The sequence below is a fragment of the Dietzia cinnamea NBRC 102147 genome (genome assembly GCF_001571065.1).
Classification (GTDB): Bacteria; Actinomycetota; Actinomycetes; order Mycobacteriales; family Mycobacteriaceae; genus Dietzia; species Dietzia cinnamea.
In genome coordinates this window covers 1-19832 of sequence record NZ_BCSW01000049.1, presented here as the reverse complement: position 1 = coordinate 19832, position 19832 = coordinate 1, and the positions used below count along the sequence as shown (strand labels likewise).

Here is a 19832-nt window from a genome sequence, read left to right as displayed (position 1 = left end):
GGCCGCCGGGGTGGAGCCCGGCGGCACGCGGGTGGGCTACCTGTCGACGACCGGGTTGGTCAGCGCACCGATGCCCTCGATCTCCACGGTGACGCGGTCACCGGGCAGCATCGCCCCGACGCCTGCCGGGGTGCCGGTGAGGATGACGTCCCCGGGCAACAGGGTCATGACCCGGCTGACGTACTCGATGATCTCGCCGACGGTGTGCATGAACTGTGAAGTGTTGCCGTCCTGGCGCAGCTCGCTGGTCCCGTCCTCGTGCGTGAGGGTGGTGCGGACGTCGAGTCCGTTGGGGTCGAGGTCGGTGACGATCCACGGACCGAGCGGGCAGAAGGTGTCGTAGCCCTTGCCCCGCGTCCACTGTCCGTCGGAGAGCTGCTGGTCGCGCGCGGTGACGTCGTTCGCGCAGGTGTAGCCAAGGATGACCTCGTGCGCGCGGGCGGCGGCGACGTCGCGGCACGGCTGCCCGATCACGACGGCGAGCTCGCCCTCGTGGTCGACCCGCTCGGAGCTCGGCGGGTACGCGATGGCCGCCTCGGGGCCGACGACCGAGGTGTTGGGCTTGAGGAAGATCAACGGCTCGGCGGGCGCCGGCGATCCCATCTCCTCGGCGTGGTCGGCATAGTTCTTGCCGACGCACACGATCTTCGACGCCAGGATGGGCGCGAGGAGACGCACGTCGGCCAACGGCCACTCCCGGCCGGTGAACTCGGGGGTACCGAACGGGTGCTCGGAGATCTCGGCACAGGTCAGCGAGGAGGGGTCGGCGATGTCCCCACGGACCTCGACGAAGGCGAACCCCTGCGGATGGGCGATACGGGCGAGACGCATACCGCGATCCTAGGGCGTACGGAGGTCACGTAGGACGCGTGCCCCACGGTCGCGGAGCTCGGCCACCTGTGCGAGGTACAGCTCAGCGCAGGCGAGCGCGTCGACGGCCGCGTCGTGCGCGCGGTACCGGGGAAGCCCGTAGCGTCCCCGGGCACCCCACAGGCGCAGCTCGTCGGGCGAGGGATCCGCCGTGAACCCCATGTCGATCCCTCCGCCGGAAATCCGTCGCTGCAGCTCGAGCGTGTCGACGGCCTCCAGCGGCGGGCACACGCCGTACACGCGCTTACACAGCGCGCCGAGGAAGTCCACCTCGATCATGCTGTAGTGCGCCAGCAGGACACGTCCGGTCAGGGCGGCGAGCACCCGGTCGAGCACCTCCGCGATCGCGTCCCCGTGCGCCACGTCGTCGTCTGTGAGGCCGTGCACGGTAGCGCTCTGGCCCACCCCGCCGTCGTCCCCCGGCCGGTCGTCCGGCCGCAGCAGCATCGACCCGGCCCCGCCCAGCACGATCCGGTCCCCGTCGACCGGCACGAATCCTACCGACACGACGCGGTCCCGCCGCGGGTCGAGGCCCGTCGTCTCCACGTCCACGGCCAACAACCGAACCTCGTCCAGCGGTGTGGCGGCGCCCGGCGGCGGTGTCCGCAAGAAGGTGCCTAGCGGGCCGTCGGGCACCCGGCGCGCCGCGCGCCGCCGGCGGGCGGCCGTCGTCAGTCTGCCCAGTCCCGTCACATCTGCCCGACCCGGTACTGGATGGCCAACGCGGACTGCGCGGCCGCGATGATGCGGAACGCCGCCCGCAAGCGGTGCCGGTCCATCGTGCCGAGGATCGACGGGTCGACGTGGTTGTCCAACTCGATCCCGTCGGCGATCTGGCGCGCATGGTGCCGGTAGGCCAGACCCCTGAGGAATCGGATCGCGCCGGACAGGTTCTCGGCATCCGTCCGGGCGATTACCCCTGCGGCCGCCGCGGCCTCGAGTCGGCCCAGCGTGGAGACCTCCGGCAGCCCCGCCGACAGCGCGTGCAGCCGGGCGATCTGGACGACGGGCGCGATGCCGCCCGCCTTGATGTCCAGCGTGTTGCGGTACTCCCCCCGGCGCGCGACCACGAGTCCCCGGAAGAACCCGAGAGGCGGTTGCCACTCGCAGGCGATCCGGGCCAGGTGGGCGAGGAACCGTCGGCTCCCCCGGGGCCTGGAGAGCATCTCGCGGCGGACCCGGTCCACCAGTCGCTCGGACCCGTGGACGGCGCGGATGTCGAAGAACACCTGGCTGTGCAAGACGGCGTCGGGGTCGGGCGCGCCCACCCAGTCCCGCACCCGTCGTTCCCAGTCGGACGCGGTGCGCCGCCACTGCGGGTTGCTCGCCATCACGTCGCCCGGGCACCGCGGGAAGCCCGCCCGGTCCAGGCCGTCGCAGACCCGGTCGGCGAGTGCGGCGAAGTAGTCGTGGGCGCCCGCGACCGAGTCGGCGGCGTCGTCGAGGATCAGGGCGTTGTCCTGGTCGCTGGACGCACCGAGTTCGCCGCGGGCCTGCGAGCCGAGACCGACCCAACAGTAGGCGGCGGGCGGCGGTCCGAGGTCGGCCTCGGCCAGGCCGAGCAGTCTCCGGGTGGCGGCGTCGGCGGTGGCGGTGATGACGCGCCCGATGTCCTGGGGTGCGGTCCCGCGCCGCACGAATTCACCGATCAGCGGCAGGAGCCGCTCCGCCAGCCGGGCGACCGTGTCGGTGTCCGGGGCGCGGGAGATCCGCGCGGCCAGGTAGACGGGGTCGGCCTGGGCGAGCCGGAGCAGGTCGCCCGTGGTGACCATCCCCATCGGCGCCCCGTCCTGGCACACCGGTAGATGGTGGACCCCGCGGTCCATCTGAAGCAGCGTGGCGTCGAACGCCCGGGTGCGGGCGTCCACCGTCACCGGGTCGCGGGTCATGATGGTCGACACCGGAGCCTCGGGGTCCCCGCCGGCGGCGACGACCTTCGTGCGGAGATCGCGGTCGGTGAAGATTCCCACCACACGCCCGGCCTCGACCACCGCGAGCGCCGACACCCGCTCGACCGTCATGAGCTGTGCGGCCTTCCGGATGGGGGTGTCGGGCCCCACGGTGACGGCGTCCCGCGTGAGTAGCTCCCCCACCGGCGTGCCGAGGGCGTCGCCTCCGGCCGCGGCGGCGCGGGCGGATGCCAGATCCTGGCGGATCCGGTCGTTACGCGCGCCGAAGAAGGCGCGCAAGGCGGGATGCCCGGCGGCCAGCTCGTCGAACACCTCGCGGGACATCTCGAGGAGCAGGGTGTCCGCCGTGGCCACCATGAGGTAGCGCGACAGGCGGGACTCGGTGAGGGTCGAGTAGCCGAAACAGTCGCCCTCGTCGCGCGCGTCCAGCAGGGTGCCGTCGGGATCGCACACCTCGACGGCGCCGGTCCGGATGATGTGAAGGTAGTCGTTCGGCGTCCCCGGTTCGATGATCACCGAGCCGCGGCGATGGTAGCGCTGGGACAGCAGGGCGGGAAGTCGGTCGAGTTGCTCCGACGGGAGACCGTCGAACGGCGCACAGCGTGCGAGGAAGTCGCGCACCTCGGCCAGTTCCACGTCCACGCCTCCACTGTGGACGCCGACGGCCCGCGGTGTGATCGCTTCACGCAATTCACACCCGCGGGCCGTCGGGGTGGGACGGGTCCCGGCGTGCCGACGCCGGGGAGGCGGTCCGGGCTAGGCGCTGACCGCGGCGACGATCCGGTCGCCCACCTCGGAGGTGACGACGGGTGCGTCGCCGCGCGAACCGAGGTCGGCCTCGACGGCGGCCTCGACGCGCGCGGCCTCGTCCTCCTTGCCGAGGTGGCGCAGGAGCAGGGCCACGGACAGGATGGCCGCGGTCGGGTCGGCCTTGCCCTGGCCGGCGATGTCCGGGGCCGAGCCGTGGACGGGCTCGAACATCGACGGGTTGGTACCGGAGGCGTCGATGTTGCCGGACGCCGCGGTGCCGATCCCGCCGGTGACGGCCGCGGCGAGGTCGGTGATGATGTCGCCGAAGAGGTTGTCGGTGACGATCACGTCGAACCGCGCGGGGTCGGTGACCATGTAGATGGTCGCGGCGTCGATGTGGCAGTAGTCCACCTCGACACCCGGGAACTCGGGCGCGACCTCGTCGACCGTCCGCTGCCACAGTCCGCCGGCGTTGACCAGCACGTTGGTCTTGTGGACCAGCGTGAGCCTGCCGCGGCGGGCCTGTGCGCGGGCGAAGGCGTCGCGGACGACACGCTCCACGCCGAAGCGGGTATTGACCGACGTCTCGGTCCCGATCTCCTGCGGGGTGCCGACGCGGATCGCGCCACCGTTGCCGGTGTAGAGGCCCTCGGTGCCCTCGCGCACCACCGCGAAGTCGATCTCACCGGGGTCCTTCAGCGGCGTGGCCGAGCCCGGGAACAGCCGCGAGGGACGGAGGTTGACGTGGTGGTCGAGAGCGAACCGCAGCGGGAGCAGCATGCCGCGTTCGAGCACGCCGGCCGGCACGGAGCGCGGGTCGCCGATGGCGCCCAGCAGGATGGCGTCGTGCTCCTTGAGGCTGGCGATGTCGGCGTCGGTGAGGGTCTCGCCGTTGCGCAGGTAGCGGCGGGCCCCGAGGTCGTACTCGGTCGTGGAGACGTCGGGCACCAGCGCGTGGAGGACCTTGAGCGCCTCGGCGATGACCTCGACGCCGATGCCGTCTCCGGGGATGACTGCGAGCTTCATGACGGTGTGGATTCCTTTGCTGCTCGTCAGTCGAGGTTGATCTGGGTGGCGGTGGCGCCGAGGTCGGAGACGATCCGGTCGATCGTCGGCTCGGCGACCGCACGGTCCACGCGCAGGATGAGCGACGCGCCCTCACCGGTGGCGTCCTGGCTCAGGGCGGCGGCCTGGATGTCGATGCCCTCGCCGCCGAGGATCGAGCCCACCTTGCCGAGCACACCCGGGCGGTCGGAGTAGTGGACGAAGAGGTTCTGGCCCTGGGCGCGCAGATCGAAGCCACGCTCGTTGATCCGGACGATCTTCTGCACCTGGTCCAGGCCCGAGAGGGTCCCGGTGACCTTCCCGGTGGAACCGTCGGCCGCGACGGCCGTGACGGTGACCGTGCTGCGGTAGGACTTGGACTCGCTGCGGGTCTCGACCGAGTGCGTGACGCCGCGCTGCTCGGCCATCTGGCCGACGTTGACGAACGTGGCCGGCTCGTCGGTGATGGCGGAGAACAGGCCGCGCAGGGCGGCCAGGCCGAGGACGTCGACCTGCTCGGCGGCGAGCTCGCCGGCGACCTCGACGTTGACGGTGGTGGGCACGCCCGGGCACAGGTGGCCGGCGATGAGGCCGACCTTGCGGACGAGGTCGAGCCAGGGGGCGACCTCGTCGCCGACCGGGCCGCCGGAGACGTTGACGGCGTCGGGCACGAACTCGCCGCGGAGCGCGAGCAGGACGCTGCGCGCGACGTCCGTACCGGCGCGGTCCTGGGCCTCGGCGGTGGAGGCGCCCAGGTGCGGGGTGACGACGGTGTTCTCGAGCTCGAACAGCGGCGAGTCGGTGCAGGGCTCGGTGTCGAACACGTCGAGCGCGGCGGCGCGGACCTTGCCGGACTTCAGGGCGTCGACGAGGGCGTCCTCGACGATGAGGCCGCCGCGGGCGGCGTTGACGATCACGACGCCGTCCTTGGCACGGGCGAGACGCGCGGCGTCGAACAGGCCGGCGGTCTCCTTGGTCTTGGGCAGGTGCATCGTGATGATGTCGGCCCGGGAGACCAACTCGTCGATGTCCACGAGCTCGATGCCCAGCTGCGCCGCGCGGGCGGCCGGCAGGTAGGGGTCGTAGGCGATGATGTGGGTCTCGAACGCCGCCAGGCGCTGGGCCACGAGCTGCCCGATGCGCCCCAGGCCCACGACACCGACGGTCTTGCCGAGCAGCTCGACGCCGTTGAAGGAGCTGCGCTTCCAGGTGTGCTCGCGCAGCGTCCGGTCGGCGGCGGGGATCTGGCGGCAGGCGGCCATGAGCAGCGCGACGGCGTGCTCGGCGGCCGAGTGGATGTTGGAGGTGGGCGCGTTGACCACCATGACGCCGCGCTCGGTGGCGGCAGGGATCTCGACGTTGTCCAGGCCCACGCCGGCGCGGCCGATGATCTTGAGGTTGGGCGCGGCGGCGAGCACCTCGGCGTCGACGGTCGTCGCGGAGCGCACGAGCAGGGCGTCGGCGTCGGCGACGGCCTCGAGGAGCTTCGGACGATCCGGGCCGTCCACCCAGCGGACCTCCACGGCGTCGCCGAGCGCGTCGACGGTCGACTGGGCGAGCTTGTCGGCGATGAGGACGACGGGACGTCCGGATGCTGTCACAGTGGGATCTCCTCGGTGTCAAAACGGTCAGGGCCAGTCTAGGCCACCTGTCACCGCCGTCGATCAGTGGCCGGTGCGGCCCGGGCCGCCTACCGTGGCGGGGAGTCCGGCCCGACGGTCGCGCCCCATCCGGCCGCCGTCGTGGCACGGGCACGCCGACGAACACACCGACGAGCACACCGCCGCGCGACGAACGGAAAGCCCTGATGCCCCGCAGCCCCCGGTCGACACCGTCCCCGGTCCGATTCCCTGACCCGTGGTTGCCGGTGGTGGCGCCGGCGCGGGGCGCGACGGCGGTGGCGACGTATCTGCGGGCGCACCTGTACGGCGCGGCCGTGGGCCGCAGCATCCTCGACCGCTGTATCAGCGCCGTGGAGCCGGCCGACCGCGTGCGGTTGGTGCCGCTGCGCGCGGAGTTCGACCGGGAGATCGACACCGCCGCGGCTCTGCTGCGGCGCCTGTCGCCGTGGGGCGCGCCGGGTCGCGGACTCCTCAGGGCGTCGTCCGTGGTGACGCTCGCCGCGTTGCCCGTGGGACCGGTGTTGCGCGATCCGTTGGCGCGGCTCGCCGTCCTGGAGACGCTCCGCACCCTGGTGGTGGCCAAGCGCTCGATGTGGGAGCTGCTCGCGGCGTCGTGGGTCGCCGACGACCCGGCGCCCGGCGGTGACGACGACGACGAGTTCGGCGTCCACGACACCGGCCGGCTGCTGCGGGGTCTCGCGGAACAGGCCCGGGCGCAGGAGGAGTTACTGGAACAATTGCGCCGCGCCTACGGCCTGGCGGTCTTCGGGTGAGCGCCGCCGGGATCGTGCGCGCGGACGTCATCGTGGTGGGCTCGGGCCCGAACGGTCTGGCCGCCGCGGTGATGTGCGCGCGTGCCGGGCGGAAGGTCGTGGTCCTCGAGGCGCAGGACACCATCGGCGGCGGCTGCCGGACTCTGCCGATGTCCGACGTCGCCGGCGACATCCCGGACGATCTCGCCGACGGCCTGTTCGTGGACCCCTGTTCGGCCGTGCACCCGATGGCGGGGGCCTCGCCGTTCTTCCGCGACTTCGACCTGGCGGCCCACGGCGTCGAGCTGGCCGTGCCCGCGGTGCAGCTCGGGCACGCCCTGCCGGGCCGGGACGCGATCGTCGTGCCGTCCGACCCCTCCCCCGCGACCCTCGCCGAGGGGTTGGGTTCGCGCGAGGAGGCCGACCGGTGGTGGAGCGTGATGGGCCCGCTGGGCCGCCGCGCCGAGGACGTGGTCGCGGCCGCCCTGTCCGATCAGCGCTCGATCCCGCCCGTGGCGGCGACGGCGGCGCTCGCCGGCGCCTTCCTGCGGGCGCATCCCCGCGGCGGGGTCGCCGATCCTCTCGGCCCGGACGGCCGGACGCTGCTGTCCGGTATCTCGTCCCACGCCATCACCCCGCTGACGTCCCCGGCCGCGACGGGCGTCGGGCTCGTCCTGGGCGCGCTGCTGCACTCCCCGCGCGGATGGGGTCTGCCCGTCGGCGGCAGCGGCGCGATCACGGCTGCCCTGGCCGATGCCGTGCGGGACGCGGGGGGCGAGATCCACACGGGCGTCACCGTCGACTCGCTCGCGCGACTCGACGCCCGCGACGTGGTGTTCAACACCTCGTCGAGGATCCTCGGCCGGATCCTGCTGGCGTCATCGCCGTCACCCGCCGTTGCGCGCCGCGCACGGAAGCTCATGGAGGCGCCGATGGGCGGCGCGGCCGCGAAGGTCGACCTCGTCCTATCGGGCCCTGTGCCGTGGCGGGACGAGCGCCTCGCCCGGGCGGGCACCGTTCATCTGGGCGGGGACTCGCAGGCGCTGGCCGTCGCCGAGCGCGAGGTGGCCGCCGGCCGCCACGCCGAGCGCCCGATGATCCTCGTCTCGCAGCCGTGGGTGACCGACCCCGGCCGCATCGCCCCGGACGGCCGGCGGCCACTGTGGACCTACGCCCACGTCCCCGCCTACTCCGGCCGCGACCAGACCGAGCAGGTGCTCGCCGCGCTGGAGGAGGTCGCACCGGGAGTGCGCGACGTCGTACTCGCCACCCACTGCACGCCCGCGGACCGGATGGCCGAACACAACGCCAACAACGCCGGCGGGGACATCGCGGCGGGACGGGTGGACCTGCGGGGTCTGGTCGCGCGCCCGGTGCCGCGGGTCGACCCGTTCGCCACGCCCGTCCCCGGCGTCTGGCACGCCTCGGGCTCCACGCCGCCCGGGCCCGGCGTGCACGGGATGGCCGGCCGGCACGTGGCGGACCGGATCCTCGGCCGCTGACCACCTCGCCGGCGACGTCACCTCGGGCAGGTCTGCCGGGTCACTGATAGGACACGAACCACGGGCGCGGCCGCACGGCCATCGTCTGCTCGGGCGTGAACGTGGGCGTGTCCTCGTCGTAGAAGTTCTTCCAGGCCATCCAGATGTCGGGAGAGAGCCCGCTGCGCAGGACGTCCCACGTCTCCATCTTGAGCTGCGGCGTGCCGTGGCCGTCCGCGTGCAGGGCGATCGCCACCTCCGGGCGGGAGGTGTCTATCCGGTCGCGGTTGCTGATCATGGCCATGCTAAACTGGTGGAGGATGAGCAGCTTCTGCGGTCCCCCGCTGTCGCGGGTCAGGTCCGCCAGCCAGTGGATCACCCGGTTGATCTCCTCGGCGTCCACCGACCCGATCTGCGCGCCCGGCTGCTGGCCCGGCTTCAGTTTCCACTCGGGGTCCAGCGCCAGCCCTACGCCGGGCCGGCGCAGCAGGTCCTCGAAGATCTTCGCCTGGTCGACCATGTCGGCCATCCCCGGCTGCAGGTCGATCACCGCGTACCCGCCGGCCTCGGTGATCGCGTCGACGAGCGGGACGAAGATCTCCGGGTCCCACTCGTTGGTGAAGTTGCCGTCGGCTCCCGGTCCGCCCGCGGCGACCGTCCCGATGATCTCGAACGCCGGGACCACCGGTTCCGGCGAAAAGGGTTGGTACTGGTCGACCAGAGTCTGCACACGCGCCACACTCTCGGCGGGGCCCTGCTCGCCGAGGATGCCCAGCGCAGGGGTGATGGGCGAGCCGTAGGCGGCCACGAAGCGACGCCCGGGGAACATGAGCTGCCCGCCGCCCGGGAGCTCGGGCACCGTGCGGGCGGTCTCGACGCGATCGCCGAGCTCCTGCTCGGTCCCCCACCCGGGGCCGAGTGCGTAGACCGCGTCGGCGTCCCGCACTGCCTCGACCGACCCGCCGTCGACCCGGGGATCCGGTGCCCGGAGGTGGGACACCGCCGCACCCGCGGCCACGGCCGTCGCGATCGATGCGACGGGGGTCCGGTCGTGGACGAGCACGCTCGGGGCGTCGTCGCCGTCCCATGCGGGTGCACCCGGCTCGAACGGCTCTGCCGCACCCTCGCCGCCTCCGGCGGCATCCGCGCCGCCGCCCGCGGTGTTCGGACCGCCGATCGTCATCAGCGCCGGCGCGCCGGGTGACTGGTGGACCGTGACGTCGTCGATCCGGTCGCCGGGGACCTCCAGCTCGGAATCGAAGGTGATCCCGGTCAGCTCCTCGAGCCCCGGCCGGTCGGTCGGGGAATCGACCACCTCGCCGTCGTCGTATCCGAACGACACCGCGCCGACCCGGAGCACCCGCTCGGCGCCGAGTCGCGACACCTCGTCGGCCAGGCCCGCCTCGCCGCCCGGAACGGCGGTGAGCATCGGGGCGCGCAGGCCCACGGCGACCGACGCTGCGGTGGCCTGGGCGGCCTCGTCCGGCGCGGCCACCACGACCACCGGCGCGGACTCCACCAGCAGTCGCGTGGCCTCCACACCCGAGCCGTCGGCGTCGGTGGCGATCCGGACCCCGTCCGCCTCGACCGCCCGCATCCCCGGGGCGTCACCGTCCTCCGTCGACCCACAGGCCACCGTCGTGGCGGCCAGGGAAAAGGCGAGGACCGCCGCACCCACACCTCGGTTGATGTGACGCACGGCGGTCCTCCTAAAGTTGTCGGGAATCGATCCCGGTGGACCCTACAGGGGCCTCACACGAGATGCTTCCGCAACACTCAGGCGGTCTCCGTGATGGGACGGTCGACCCAGCTCATGAGGTCGCGCAGCTTCTGGCCGGTGACCTCGATCGGGTGCTCCGCGTTCTCCTTGCGCAGCGCCTCGAGCTCCTTGTTGCCGCCCTCAACGTTGGCCACGAGGCGCTTGGTGAACTCGCCGTTCTGGATGTCCGCGAGGATCTCCTTCATGCGCTCCTTGGTGCCGGCGTCGATGACGCGCGGGCCGGAGAGGTAGCCGCCGAACTCCGCGGTGTCGGACACCGAGTAGTTCATGCGGGCGATGCCGCCCTCGTACATGAGGTCCACGATGAGCTTGAGCTCGTGGAGCACCTCGAAGTAGGCCAGCTCGGGCTCGTACCCGGCCTCGACCATGACCTCGAAGCCCGTCTTGACGAGCTCCTCGGTGCCTCCGCACAGCACGGCCTGCTCACCGAACAGGTCGGTCTCGGTCTCGTCCTTGAAGGTGGTCTTGATGACGCCGGCGCGGGTGCCGCCGATCGCCTTGGCGTAGGACAGCGCGAGCGCCTCGCCCTCGCCCTTGGGGTCCTGCTGCACGGCGATGAGCGCCGGGACGCCCTTGCCGTCGACGAACTGACGACGCACGAGGTGGCCGGGGCCCTTCGGCGCGACCATCGCGATGGTGACGTTCTCGGCCGGCTTGATGAGGCCGAAGTGGATGTTGAGGCCGTGGCCGAAGAACAGCGCGTCGCCGTCGTTCAGGTTGGGCTCGATGTCGTCGGCGTAGATCTGCGCCTGCGAGGTGTCGGGGGCGAGCAGCATGACGACGTCGGCCCACTTGGCGGCCTCGGACGCGGTCATGACCTTGAGGCCGGCCTCCTCGGCCTTCTCGCGGGACTTGGAGCCCTCGCGCAGGCCGATCACGACCTCGACACCGGAGTCGCGCAGGCTCAGCGAGTGCGCGTGGCCCTGCGAGCCGTAGCCGATGACGGCGACCTTGCGGCCCTGGATCAGCGACAGGTCCGCCGAATCGTCGTAGAACATCTCCACTGCCATGGTGGATTCCCTTCGTTTGTTATCGGTAAGTCGAAACCGGGTTACTGGTCGAGACTATCGAGTGGTGGTGATGGACTTGGGACCGCGTCCGAGCGCGACCATCCCGGACTGGACGATCTCGCGGATGCCGTAGCCGTCGAGCATTCGCAACAGCGCGTCGAGCTTGTCCGGCGTGCCGGTCGCCTCGAGCGTGAGCGACTCGGGCGAGACGTCGACGATGTGCGCACGGAACAGGCTGGCGATCTCCACGATCTGCCCGCGGTTGGTGGCGTCGGCCCGGACCTTGACCAGCGTGAGCTCGCGGGCCACCGAACCGGCCGGGTCCTGCTCGACGATCTTGATGACGTTGACCAGCTTGTTGAGCTGCTTGGTCACCTGCTCGAGCGGGAAGTCCTGGACGTTGACCACGATCGTCATGCGGGACAACCCGTCGGTCTCGGTCGGGCCCACGGCCAGCGACTCGATGTTGAACCCGCGCCGGGAGAACAGCGACGCGACGCGCGCGAGCACGCCGGGCTTGTCCTCCACCAGCACGCTCAGGGTGTGGGAACGCGCGCTCACTGATCCTCCTCCTGGCCGGCGATGACGGCGGCGTCGATCCGCTCGGTCACCTCGTGGATCTCCGTGGCCTCGTCCGCCGCGGAGTCGGTGTCGTCGAACAGCGGCCGGATGTCCCGGGCCGCCATGATCTCGTCGTTGGACGTCCCGGCCGCGACCATCGGCCAGACCTGGGCGTCCTTGCCCACGATGAAGTCGATGAGCACCGGCCGGTCGTTGATCTCGCGCGCCTTGGCGATCACGTCGTCCACGTCCTCGGGCCGCTCGCAGCGCAGCGCCACGCAGCCCAGCGCCTCGCCGAGCTTGACGAAGTCGGGGATGTGCATGGAGTGCGTCGACAGGTCGGTCTGCGAGTAGCGCTCCTCGTAGAACAGCGTCTGCCACTGCCGGACCATGCCGAGGTTGCCGTTGTTGATGAGCGCGACCTTGATCGGCGCACCCTCGATGGCACAGGTGGCCAGCTCCTGGTTGGTCATCTGGAAACAGCCGTCGCCGTCGATGGCCCACACCTCGGCGTCCCGACGGCCGAACTTGGCGCCCATCGCGGCGGGCACCGCGTAGCCCATAGTGCCGAGGCCGCCCGAGTTGAGCCACGTGCGTGGCTTCTCGTACTTGACGAACTGGGCCGCCCACATCTGGTGCTGCCCCACGCCCGCGCAGTACACCGCGTCGGGGCCGGCGGCCGCGCTGAGGCGCTCGATGACGTACTCCGGCGACAGGGACCCGTCCGACTGCGGCGCGTACCCCAGCGGGTACTCGTCCCGGATCTCGTCCAGCTCGCCGACCCACGCGGACGGCGCGTCCAGTGCCCCGGACTCCCGCTCACCGCGGAGCGTCTCGACGAGCTCGACCAGCACCTCCTTGATGTCGCCGACGATCGGCACGTCGACCGCACGGTTCTTGCCGATCTCGGCCGGGTCGATGTCGGCGTGGATGACCTTCGCGTCCGGTGCGAACGTGTCGAGGCGCCCGGTGACCCGGTCGTCGAAGCGCGCACCGAGCGTCACCAACAGGTCGGACCGCTGCAGCGCGGCGACGGCGGCGACCGTGCCGTGCATGCCGGGCATCCCAAAGTGCAGCCGGTGTGAGTCCGGGAACGCGCCGCGGGCCATGAGCGTGGTGACGACGGGGATGCCCGTCAGCTCGGCCAGCGCCATGAGCTCGGCGGAGGCGTCCGCCTTGATGACGCCGCCGCCGACGTACAGCACCGGTCGCTTCGACCGCGCGATCATCCGGGCGGCCTCGCGGATCTGCTTGCCGTGCGGCTTGGTGACGGGCCGATAGCCGGGGAGCTTCATCTCCGGCGGCCACGAGAACGTCATCTCGCCCTGCAGGACATCCTTGGGGATGTCCACCAGCACGGCACCCGGACGGCCCGTCTGGGCGATGTGGAACGCCTCGGCGATCATCCGCGGGATGTCGTCACCGTGAGAGACCAGGAAGTTGTGCTTGGTGATCGGCATCGTGATGCCGGAGATGTCGGCCTCCTGGAAACCGTCTGTGCCGATGAGGGCGGTCCCCACCTGGCCGGTGATAGCCACGATCGGAACCGAGTCCATCTGCGCGTCCGCGAGTGGCGTCACCAGGTTGGTGGCACCTGGGCCCGAGGTCGCCATGCAGACGCCGACCCGACCGGTGGCCTGGGCGTAGCCGGTGGCGGCGTGGCCCGCACCCTGCTCGTGCCGGACGAGCACGTGCCGGACCTTGGCCGAGTCGTAGAGCGGGTCGTAGACCGGCAGGATCGCCCCGCCGGGAATGCCGAAGACCACCTCGGTGCCGATCTCCTCGAGGGACCGGACGACGGCCTGCGCGCCCGTCATCCGCTCGGGGGCCGCCGGGCGGGCCTTCTGGTCTGTGCCCGGACGGGGTCCGGGCTGTGGCGTTGGTGCGCTCACTTCAACTGTCCTTCATGCTGGTCGTGGAGCTTGTCGTTCGTCGCCTCACCCGGTCCGGTGGGACCGGTGGAACCTGGCAACAAAAAACCCCCGACGGCCACATGGGGCCGGCGAGGGTGCGCGTCGGGGGAAAGCCAGGTTGCGGCTCAGGCGCCGACGCGCCGGCCGAGTACGAGACCGTTCCAGGTGTTCACGCGGCCCAGACTAGGCCCCGGCCGTCCGAAGCGTCAACTCGTGGAACACCGATCCCACATAGTGGACCGTGCGAGACTAGAGGACATCATGAGCGCCCCATTCAGAGCCCCCGTGCCGGAGTCGACCCCGCGCGACCGCGCCCTCTTCCGCGTCAACCCCATGTCCTACATCGTCATCGCCATCCTCGTCGTGGCGATCCTCTGGCCCGTCGCGGCCTACCCGCTCGCCCTCGGCTGGCTGGTGCTGATCCCGGTGGCCTTCGCCTGGTGGGTGGCCAGGACCCGCACCCGGCTCGACGAGCGCGGAGTGCACCTGTCGACCTGGCGCTCCCGGCGCTCGGTCCCGTGGGACGAGGTGAAGGGCGTGATGTTCCCGAAGAAGGGCTTCGCCCGGCTCGTGACGACCTCGGACGACTCCCTACCGATGGGCGGCGTGTCGTTCCACGACCTTCCGCGCCTGTCCGCCGCCAGCCGGGGCCGCATCCGCGACCCCTACTCCGCGCCCGGACCCGAGCAGCCCTGATCCTCCCCGGCCGGCCGGCACCCGGTCGGCCACGGCCTGTCGGCGCATCCCCATGCGCTCGTACACGAGGGTGACCGCGATGCCCACCACGAGGCCGCCCACCGTCCAGGCGCCGAGCACCCACACGGCGTGACCGAGCCCGGCCTCCCAGCCCGAGTCGAAGAACATGATCGCGCGCAGGCCGAGATATGCCTGGTGCATCGGCTGCAGGTCGCCGATGGCGACGAAGACGGGCGGCAGCATCTGCGTGGGCGTCGCCCCACCCGAGGTGGGGATCCCGAGCACCACGAACAGCACGAGGTTGACCAGCAGTCCGGCGTTGCCGATCGCGGCGATGATGGTGTGCGCGCAGACCCCCACCGCCACGATCACGAGGTTCGAGAACCAGAACATGTGCCACGGGTCGTACCCGCTGATGCCGAGGATGTCCGCCACCCACAGGCACAGAGCCGACACCAGCGGGGCGGTGACCAGCGTGACCGCCCACTTCCGTACGAGAGTCTGGACCCGACCGAACGGCGCCACGTGGACGTGATGGGCGAACGGCCCGATCTCCAGCGGGATGAACCCGAGCCGGGCGTCCAACAGCGCGGAGATGATCATCGCGCCGGTGAACCCGGCCAGGATGACGACCAGCGCGTAGAACATCGGCAGCGACGCGTTGGAGACGCCCGCCGGCAACGGGTTCCACGCCGTGACGTCGACCCGGATCGGGTCGCCGAGCGCGAGCTCCGCGGCCGCGTCGACCGTCCCGCCCTCTGCCCCGGCGAGGAGCTGGGCGTCCTCCACCAGACCCGGCCCGACACGCTCCCGGAACGACTCCCGCATCCGGTCGGCCATCGTGTTCATCACCTGGCCGGAGACGATCGACACCCGCGGTGAGTACTGCATCTCCACGCGGGCGCGGCCCGGCACCGGCCCGCTCCGACCCGCCTCCGTCGCGGCCGCCTCGACCAGCCCGACGACCCGTTCGCTGAGGTCGGCGGGTATCCGCAGAGCGCCGAAGTACGTACCGTCCCGCAGCCCGGCCTCCGCGGTGGCGGAGTCCACCATGTGCAGCCGGACGGTTCCCCACTCGTTGTTCTGGATGAGCCCCGCCGTGATGCGGGTGCCGACGTCGATCCGTCGCGGGCCGACCGGGGTCTCGAGCGTCGCCGCCTCGTCCTCGTTCACGACCGCGACAGGGATGTGTCGGGCGTGGGCCTGCGGGTCCGCGGTGCCGCCGATGTACATGAAGGCCAGGAGGAAGAACAGGCCGCAGACGACCGCGACGGCCCCTGCGGAGTGCGAGACGAACTCCCGGATCCCGCCGGTGTGGCCGGAGTCGCTCATGTCCATCCCCCTCTCGTCGTGGGCGGGCGGGCCTGGCGGCCGACCGTGAGAAGAGTAAACCCGCACCGGGGCGTATCGTGGGGAGGTCACGGCCAGTCCGGGGCGCCGCCGTCGGCGCGTCCGGAACGCCCCGCGGGTGCAGCCCCTCCGGCCGCCCGTTCTCCTTCGAACCGGATCGAGGTCCCATGCCGCCCCTGAGGTCACGAACCAGTACCGCCGGACGCAACGCCGCGGGGGCCCGGGCCCTCTGGCGTGCGACCGGTATGACGGACTCTGACTTCGGCAAGCCGATCATCGCGATCGCCAACTCCTACACGCAGTTCGTGCCCGGCCACGTCCACCTGAAGAACGTGGGCGAGATTGTCGCGGAGCAGATCGCGGCGGCGGGCGGCGTGGCGCGTGAGTTCCACACCATCGCCGTCGACGACGGCATCGCCATGGGACACGCCGGCATGCTGTACTCGCTGCCCAGCCGCGAGATCATCGCCGACTCGGTGGAGTACATGGTCAACGCCCACACGGCGGACGCGTTGGTGTGCATCTCCAACTGCGACAAGATCACGCCGGGCATGCTCAACGCGGCCATGCGGCTCAACATCCCCACGGTGTTCGTCTCGGGCGGTCCGATGGAGTCGGGCTTCTCGGTGGTCGTCGACGGCGTCGTCAAGGCGGGTTCCGACCTCATCACCGCGATCTCCGCCTCGGCGAATTCCGCCGTCGACGACGAGAATCTGGACGCCATCGAGCGATCGGCCTGCCCGACGTGTGGGTCGTGCTCGGGCATGTTCACCGCCAACTCGATGAACTGCCTCACCGAGGCCCTCGGGCTGTCCCTACCGGGTAACGGCTCGACGCTGGCCACGCACAGTGCGCGCCGCGAGCTGTTCGCCGAGGCGGGTCGCCTCATCGTGGACCTGTGCACGCGCTACTACCGCGACGAGGACGACTCGGTGCTCCCCCGCTCGGTGGCCACCAAGTCCGCCTTCACCAACGCGATGGCCCTCGACGTCGCGATGGGTGGCTCCACCAACACGGTGCTGCACATCCTCGCCGCCGCGCAGGAGGGCGAGGTCGACTTCGACCTGCACGACATCGAGGAGGTCTCCCGCCGGGTGCCGTGCCTGGCCAAGGTCGCCCCGAACTCGGACTACTACATGGAGCACGTGCACCGGGCCGGGGGCATCCCCGCGATCCTCGGCGAGCTGTACCGCGGTGGCCTGTTGGAGACCGACGTCCACTCGGTGCACTCCCCGTCGCTCGAGCAGTACATCGCCGACTGGGACATCCGCAGCGGCACGGCCACCGAGAAGGCCGTCGAGCTGTTCCACGCCGCCCCGGGCGGGGTGCGCACGATCGAGCCCTTCTCCACGGACAACCGCTGGGAGTCGCTCGACACCGACGCGGTGGGCGGCTGCATCCACTCGGTGGAGCACCCCGCGACCGCAGAGGGCGGCCTCGTCGTGCTGCGCGGGAACATCGCGCCCGACGGGTCGGTGTTCAAGACCGCGGGCGTGTCGGAGGAGAACTTCCACTTCTCGGGTCCGGCCAGGGTGGTCGAGTCCCAGGAGGAGGCGGTGTCGGTGATCCTCAACAAGACGCTGCAGGCCGGTGAGGTCCTGGTGGTGCTGTACGAGGGGCCGGCCGGCGGCCCGGGGATGCAGGAGATGCTGCACCCGACCGCGTTCATCAAGGGCGCGGGCCTCGGCACGAAGTGCGCTCTCATCACCGACGGTCGGTTCTCGGGCGGTTCCTCGGGGCTGTCGATCGGCCACATCGCGCCCGAGGCCGCCTCGGGCGGCCCGATCGGCCTGGTGCGTGACGGCGACATCGTGACGATCGACGTGGCCACGCGGTCCATCTCGGTGGAGGTGGACGACGACGAGTTGGCCCGCCGCCGGGAGGAGAAGGGACCGCTACCGTGGCGGCCGGCGAACCGGGACCGGAAGGTCTCGACCGCCCTGCGCGCGTACGCCTCGATGGCGTCGTCGGCGGACAAGGGCGCCGTCCGGATCCTGCCGGACTGATCGCGGATCCGGGCCGACCGCCGACGAGCGGTCGGCCCGCAGCGACCGGCGCGGTCAGCCCGCGGTGATCGGTGCGCTGTCGGCGGACGACGTCAACGGGTTGGTGCCGTTGAGGAAATACCACAGGACGCCGGCCAGCACGACGACGATCACCAGCCAGACGATCCCGCTGAACCGCGGGCGGTGCGACCATCCCCACTTGCGGTCGGCGGCCCACCGCCCGGGTCCGGTGAAGAGCAGCGTCAGCAGCGCCGCAGCGTAGAGGATCGACGGCTCGAGTCCCCGCGAGGTGTCGCTGAGGACGGGAATGGGGTCCGCTCCGGTCAACCGGACCGCGATGCCGAGGCCGACGATCCCGAGGAGGCCGGCCGCGGCGATGGGCGTGGCCAGCCCCACGACGAGCATGACCCCCGCGACGAGTTCGACGGCACCACCGGCGATCGCCAGCGCGCGGGCCATGTCGAAACCGGAGTCGGCGAGCGTCTCCGCGAACCCGTCGATCCCCGGGCCGCCGAACAGCCCGGCGAGCTTCTGCAGTCCGCGCATCGCCAGCAGGACGCCCACCGCCAGGCGGAGGACGAACAGTCCGAGGTCGATGGTCCCGCGCCTGCCGATATCGTCGCGGCGGGCGGGCGCGATGGTGGTCGGCTGCTCGCCGAACGGCAACGGCGCGGACATGTCGTATCCACCCGACTCGGAGAACTGCGAGTAGTCGGTGCGCCCGGCGGCCGGGAACGCTGTGGTGGCGGTGTCCCCCGTCCCGCCGCTCGCGCCCGTTCCCGCACCCGGCCCCGGACCCTTGGTGCCGGGCACGTCGAGCGGATAGTCGACGTCGTGGATGATCTCGGTACGGGCGTCGTCGTCACCGCGCTTTGAGGAAGTCACCTCTCGACTGTAGGCCGGGGCCGCCGCGGGGACCCGTAGGACACGGCGCGCCGTACTCTGGTCGGCATGAGATCGCTCGCGCTCGTCCTGGCGCTCGCCGTCGCGGTGTCGGGCTGCGCGAGGTTCGACGATCGCCTCGAGGCCCCGTTCACGCCGGCACCGGGTCCGGGGGCGGGGGCCGCGCCGCCGCCGAGTGCACCCGGCGCTCCGACTCCCCCGCCGACGTCGCCCTCCGGGGACCCCGAGCCGGCCCCCGAGACCGGTCCGTGCGTGGACCCGGACCCTGCGGTGATCGCCACGTGTCTGGGCCCGGCCGTCGCCGTGGCGGGTCTGGGTGAACGGGCGCTGGTCGCCGAGTCGACGGGTGCGGTGCGGATCGTCTCGCCGGACGCGGTGCCGGAGGATTTCGGGCGGGTGGATCCGCGGGGCGGTCGGGTGGCCGCGGTCGCGCCGTCCCCGGATTTCGCCCAGGACCGGTTGGTGTATCTCCTCGTCGTCGGCGATGGACCCACCCGCGTCGAGCGCCTGGCGCGCGGCGATGCTCCCCGCACGGTCGCGGAACTCGCTCCCGCCGAGAGCGGCGGCCTCGCGTTCGTCGCGGACGTCCTCACCGTCGGCGTCGGGTCGGAGCTCGTGCGGTTCCCGTCGTTCACGGGCATCGGTCGCGCCGAACGGCCCGAGGTGATCGCGCGTGATCTGGGTGGTATCCGGGCGTTGTGCGTCCACGACGACGAGGTGTACCTCTCCACCGTGACCGACCGTGGCGCCGCCCTCCGCGCCCCGGATCGGATGGTGTGGACGTGGCCTGACCAGCGTTCCGCGGGCGGGTGCGCGGCCGGCGAGGGGACGCTGGCGATCGCGCTCCCGGACGCCGAGCGTGTCGACACCCTCCAGACCGCCGGCGGTGCCGCGCGCGGCCAGCCCGAGGCTCTCGCGGAGGGGCGCTACGGGCGGCTCACCGGCCTCACTGTGGTCGGCGAGGGCATCCTCCTGGCCGGGACCACCAACAAGGCCGGCGGGTCCCCTGTCGCGACCGACGACCGGGCGGTCATCTTGCCCGACTCCGGCGGCGGAGGCGACGCCCGCATGTAAGTTCGGATCGAACCCTTGTGCGATCCTCGTTCTGTCGGTAAACTCGTTCTCATGTTCGAGTGATGGCGCGGCGCTGCAGGGGGTGACGGGGTTGGATACGACGACGACGG

Annotated in this window: 16 protein-coding genes; 5 read left to right on the top strand and 11 right to left on the bottom strand. The window is 71.7% G+C overall.

Going from position 1 to position 19832, the window contains the following annotated elements; all coding sequences use genetic code 11:
* Positions 1–36 precede the first annotated feature (36 nt).
* The 5 genes from DCI01S_RS13550 to serA form a co-directional block, all read right to left on the bottom strand.
* Positions 37–831, bottom strand: coding sequence for a fumarylacetoacetate hydrolase family protein (locus DCI01S_RS13550; RefSeq protein ID WP_061229712.1), 795 nt, complete (start codon positions 829–831; stop codon positions 37–39).
* Positions 832–840: 9 nt separating this feature from the next.
* Positions 841–1479 carry an exonuclease domain-containing protein gene (locus DCI01S_RS13545; protein WP_368664642.1) on the bottom strand — a complete coding sequence of 213 codons (639 nt, stop codon included), beginning with the start codon at positions 1477–1479 and terminating at the stop codon, positions 841–843.
* A gap of 80 nt (positions 1480–1559) precedes the next feature.
* Positions 1560–3422, bottom strand: a complete 1863-nt coding sequence (locus DCI01S_RS13540; RefSeq protein WP_061229710.1) for a DUF294 nucleotidyltransferase-like domain-containing protein — start codon at positions 3420–3422, stop codon at positions 1560–1562.
* Between the two features lie 114 nt (positions 3423–3536).
* Positions 3537–4556: a 3-isopropylmalate dehydrogenase gene (locus DCI01S_RS13535; protein WP_061229709.1), complete on the bottom strand. Its 1020-nt coding sequence runs from the start codon at positions 4554–4556 to the stop codon at positions 3537–3539.
* Positions 4557–4582: 26 nt separating this feature from the next.
* A complete protein-coding gene (gene serA / locus DCI01S_RS13530) occupies positions 4583–6175 on the bottom strand; it encodes a phosphoglycerate dehydrogenase (RefSeq protein ID WP_007627150.1) in 1593 nt (530 codons plus the stop codon).
* A 206-nt stretch (positions 6176–6381) separates the two neighbouring features.
* Here serA and DCI01S_RS13525 point away from each other — a divergent pair, with 206 nt between their 5' ends.
* Positions 6382–6969: a hypothetical protein gene (locus DCI01S_RS13525; RefSeq protein ID WP_061229708.1), complete on the top strand. Its 588-nt coding sequence runs from the start codon at positions 6382–6384 to the stop codon at positions 6967–6969.
* Positions 6966–8450, top strand: coding sequence for a phytoene desaturase family protein (locus tag DCI01S_RS13520; protein ID WP_167349566.1), 1485 nt, complete (start codon positions 6966–6968; stop codon positions 8448–8450). The genes DCI01S_RS13525 and DCI01S_RS13520 overlap by 4 nt, the downstream gene beginning before the upstream one ends.
* Positions 8451–8490: 40 nt before the next feature.
* On the opposite strand, the gene DCI01S_RS13515 is transcribed toward DCI01S_RS13520, so the two are convergent.
* From DCI01S_RS13515 to DCI01S_RS13500, 4 genes are all read right to left on the bottom strand, one after another.
* The gene (locus DCI01S_RS13515) at positions 8491–10128 is read right to left on the bottom strand and encodes a hypothetical protein (RefSeq protein ID WP_061229707.1); all 1638 of its coding nucleotides are present in this window, start codon (positions 10126–10128) and stop codon (positions 8491–8493) included.
* A 77-nt stretch (positions 10129–10205) separates the two neighbouring features.
* Positions 10206–11219 carry a ketol-acid reductoisomerase gene (ilvC, locus tag DCI01S_RS13510; RefSeq protein ID WP_061229706.1) on the bottom strand — a complete coding sequence of 338 codons (1014 nt, stop codon included), beginning with the start codon at positions 11217–11219 and terminating at the stop codon, positions 10206–10208.
* Positions 11220–11273: 54 nt separating this feature from the next.
* Positions 11274–11780 (bottom strand): acetolactate synthase small subunit, encoded by a 507-nt coding sequence (ilvN, locus tag DCI01S_RS13505; RefSeq protein WP_061229705.1) that lies wholly within the window; start codon positions 11778–11780, stop codon positions 11274–11276.
* A complete protein-coding gene (locus DCI01S_RS13500) occupies positions 11777–13672 on the bottom strand; it encodes an acetolactate synthase large subunit (protein WP_082767817.1) in 1896 nt (631 codons plus the stop codon). Before DCI01S_RS13500 ends, ilvN begins: the two co-directional genes overlap by 4 nt.
* A 282-nt stretch (positions 13673–13954) precedes the next feature.
* Between DCI01S_RS13500 and DCI01S_RS16860 the strand changes: the two genes are divergently transcribed.
* Positions 13955–14389, top strand: a complete 435-nt coding sequence (locus DCI01S_RS16860) for a PH domain-containing protein (RefSeq protein ID WP_082767816.1) — start codon at positions 13955–13957, stop codon at positions 14387–14389.
* On the opposite strand, the gene DCI01S_RS13490 is transcribed toward DCI01S_RS16860, so the two are convergent.
* The gene (locus DCI01S_RS13490; RefSeq protein WP_244881740.1) at positions 14285–15721 is read right to left on the bottom strand and encodes a YhgE/Pip domain-containing protein; all 1437 of its coding nucleotides are present in this window, start codon (positions 15719–15721) and stop codon (positions 14285–14287) included. The genes DCI01S_RS16860 and DCI01S_RS13490 overlap by 105 nt on opposite strands.
* Positions 15722–15906: 185 nt before the next feature.
* Here DCI01S_RS13490 and ilvD point away from each other — a divergent pair, with 185 nt between their 5' ends.
* Positions 15907–17745: a dihydroxy-acid dehydratase gene (gene ilvD / locus DCI01S_RS13485; protein ID WP_061229701.1), complete on the top strand. Its 1839-nt coding sequence runs from the start codon at positions 15907–15909 to the stop codon at positions 17743–17745.
* A gap of 54 nt (positions 17746–17799) precedes the next feature.
* Here the strand turns inward: ilvD and DCI01S_RS13480 are convergent, their stop codons facing one another.
* Positions 17800–18630 carry a DoxX family protein gene (locus DCI01S_RS13480; protein WP_061229700.1) on the bottom strand — a complete coding sequence of 277 codons (831 nt, stop codon included), beginning with the start codon at positions 18628–18630 and terminating at the stop codon, positions 17800–17802.
* Between the two features lie 66 nt (positions 18631–18696).
* Between DCI01S_RS13480 and DCI01S_RS13475 the strand changes: the two genes are divergently transcribed.
* A complete protein-coding gene (locus DCI01S_RS13475; protein WP_061229699.1) occupies positions 18697–19722 on the top strand; it encodes a PQQ-dependent sugar dehydrogenase family protein in 1026 nt (341 codons plus the stop codon).
* Positions 19723–19832: the final 110 nt, after the last annotated feature.

Coding starts and splice junctions, on each gene's coding strand:
- DCI01S_RS13550 (WP_061229712.1), bottom strand. CDS start 831: ATGCGTCTCGCCCGTATCGCCCATCCGCAGGGGTTCGCCTTCGTCGAG.
- DCI01S_RS13535 (WP_061229709.1), bottom strand. CDS start 4,556: ATGAAGCTCGCAGTCATCCCCGGAGACGGCATCGGCGTCGAGGTCATC.
- DCI01S_RS13525 (WP_061229708.1), top strand. CDS start 6,382: ATGCCCCGCAGCCCCCGGTCGACACCGTCCCCGGTCCGATTCCCTGAC.
- ilvC (WP_061229706.1), bottom strand. CDS start 11,219: ATGGCAGTGGAGATGTTCTACGACGATTCGGCGGACCTGTCGCTGATC.
- DCI01S_RS16860 (WP_082767816.1), top strand. CDS start 13,955: ATGAGCGCCCCATTCAGAGCCCCCGTGCCGGAGTCGACCCCGCGCGAC.
- DCI01S_RS13490 (WP_244881740.1), bottom strand. CDS start 15,721: ATGAGCGACTCCGGCCACACCGGCGGGATCCGGGAGTTCGTCTCGCAC.
- ilvD (WP_061229701.1), top strand. CDS start 15,907: ATGCCGCCCCTGAGGTCACGAACCAGTACCGCCGGACGCAACGCCGCG.
- DCI01S_RS13475 (WP_061229699.1), top strand. CDS start 18,697: ATGAGATCGCTCGCGCTCGTCCTGGCGCTCGCCGTCGCGGTGTCGGGC.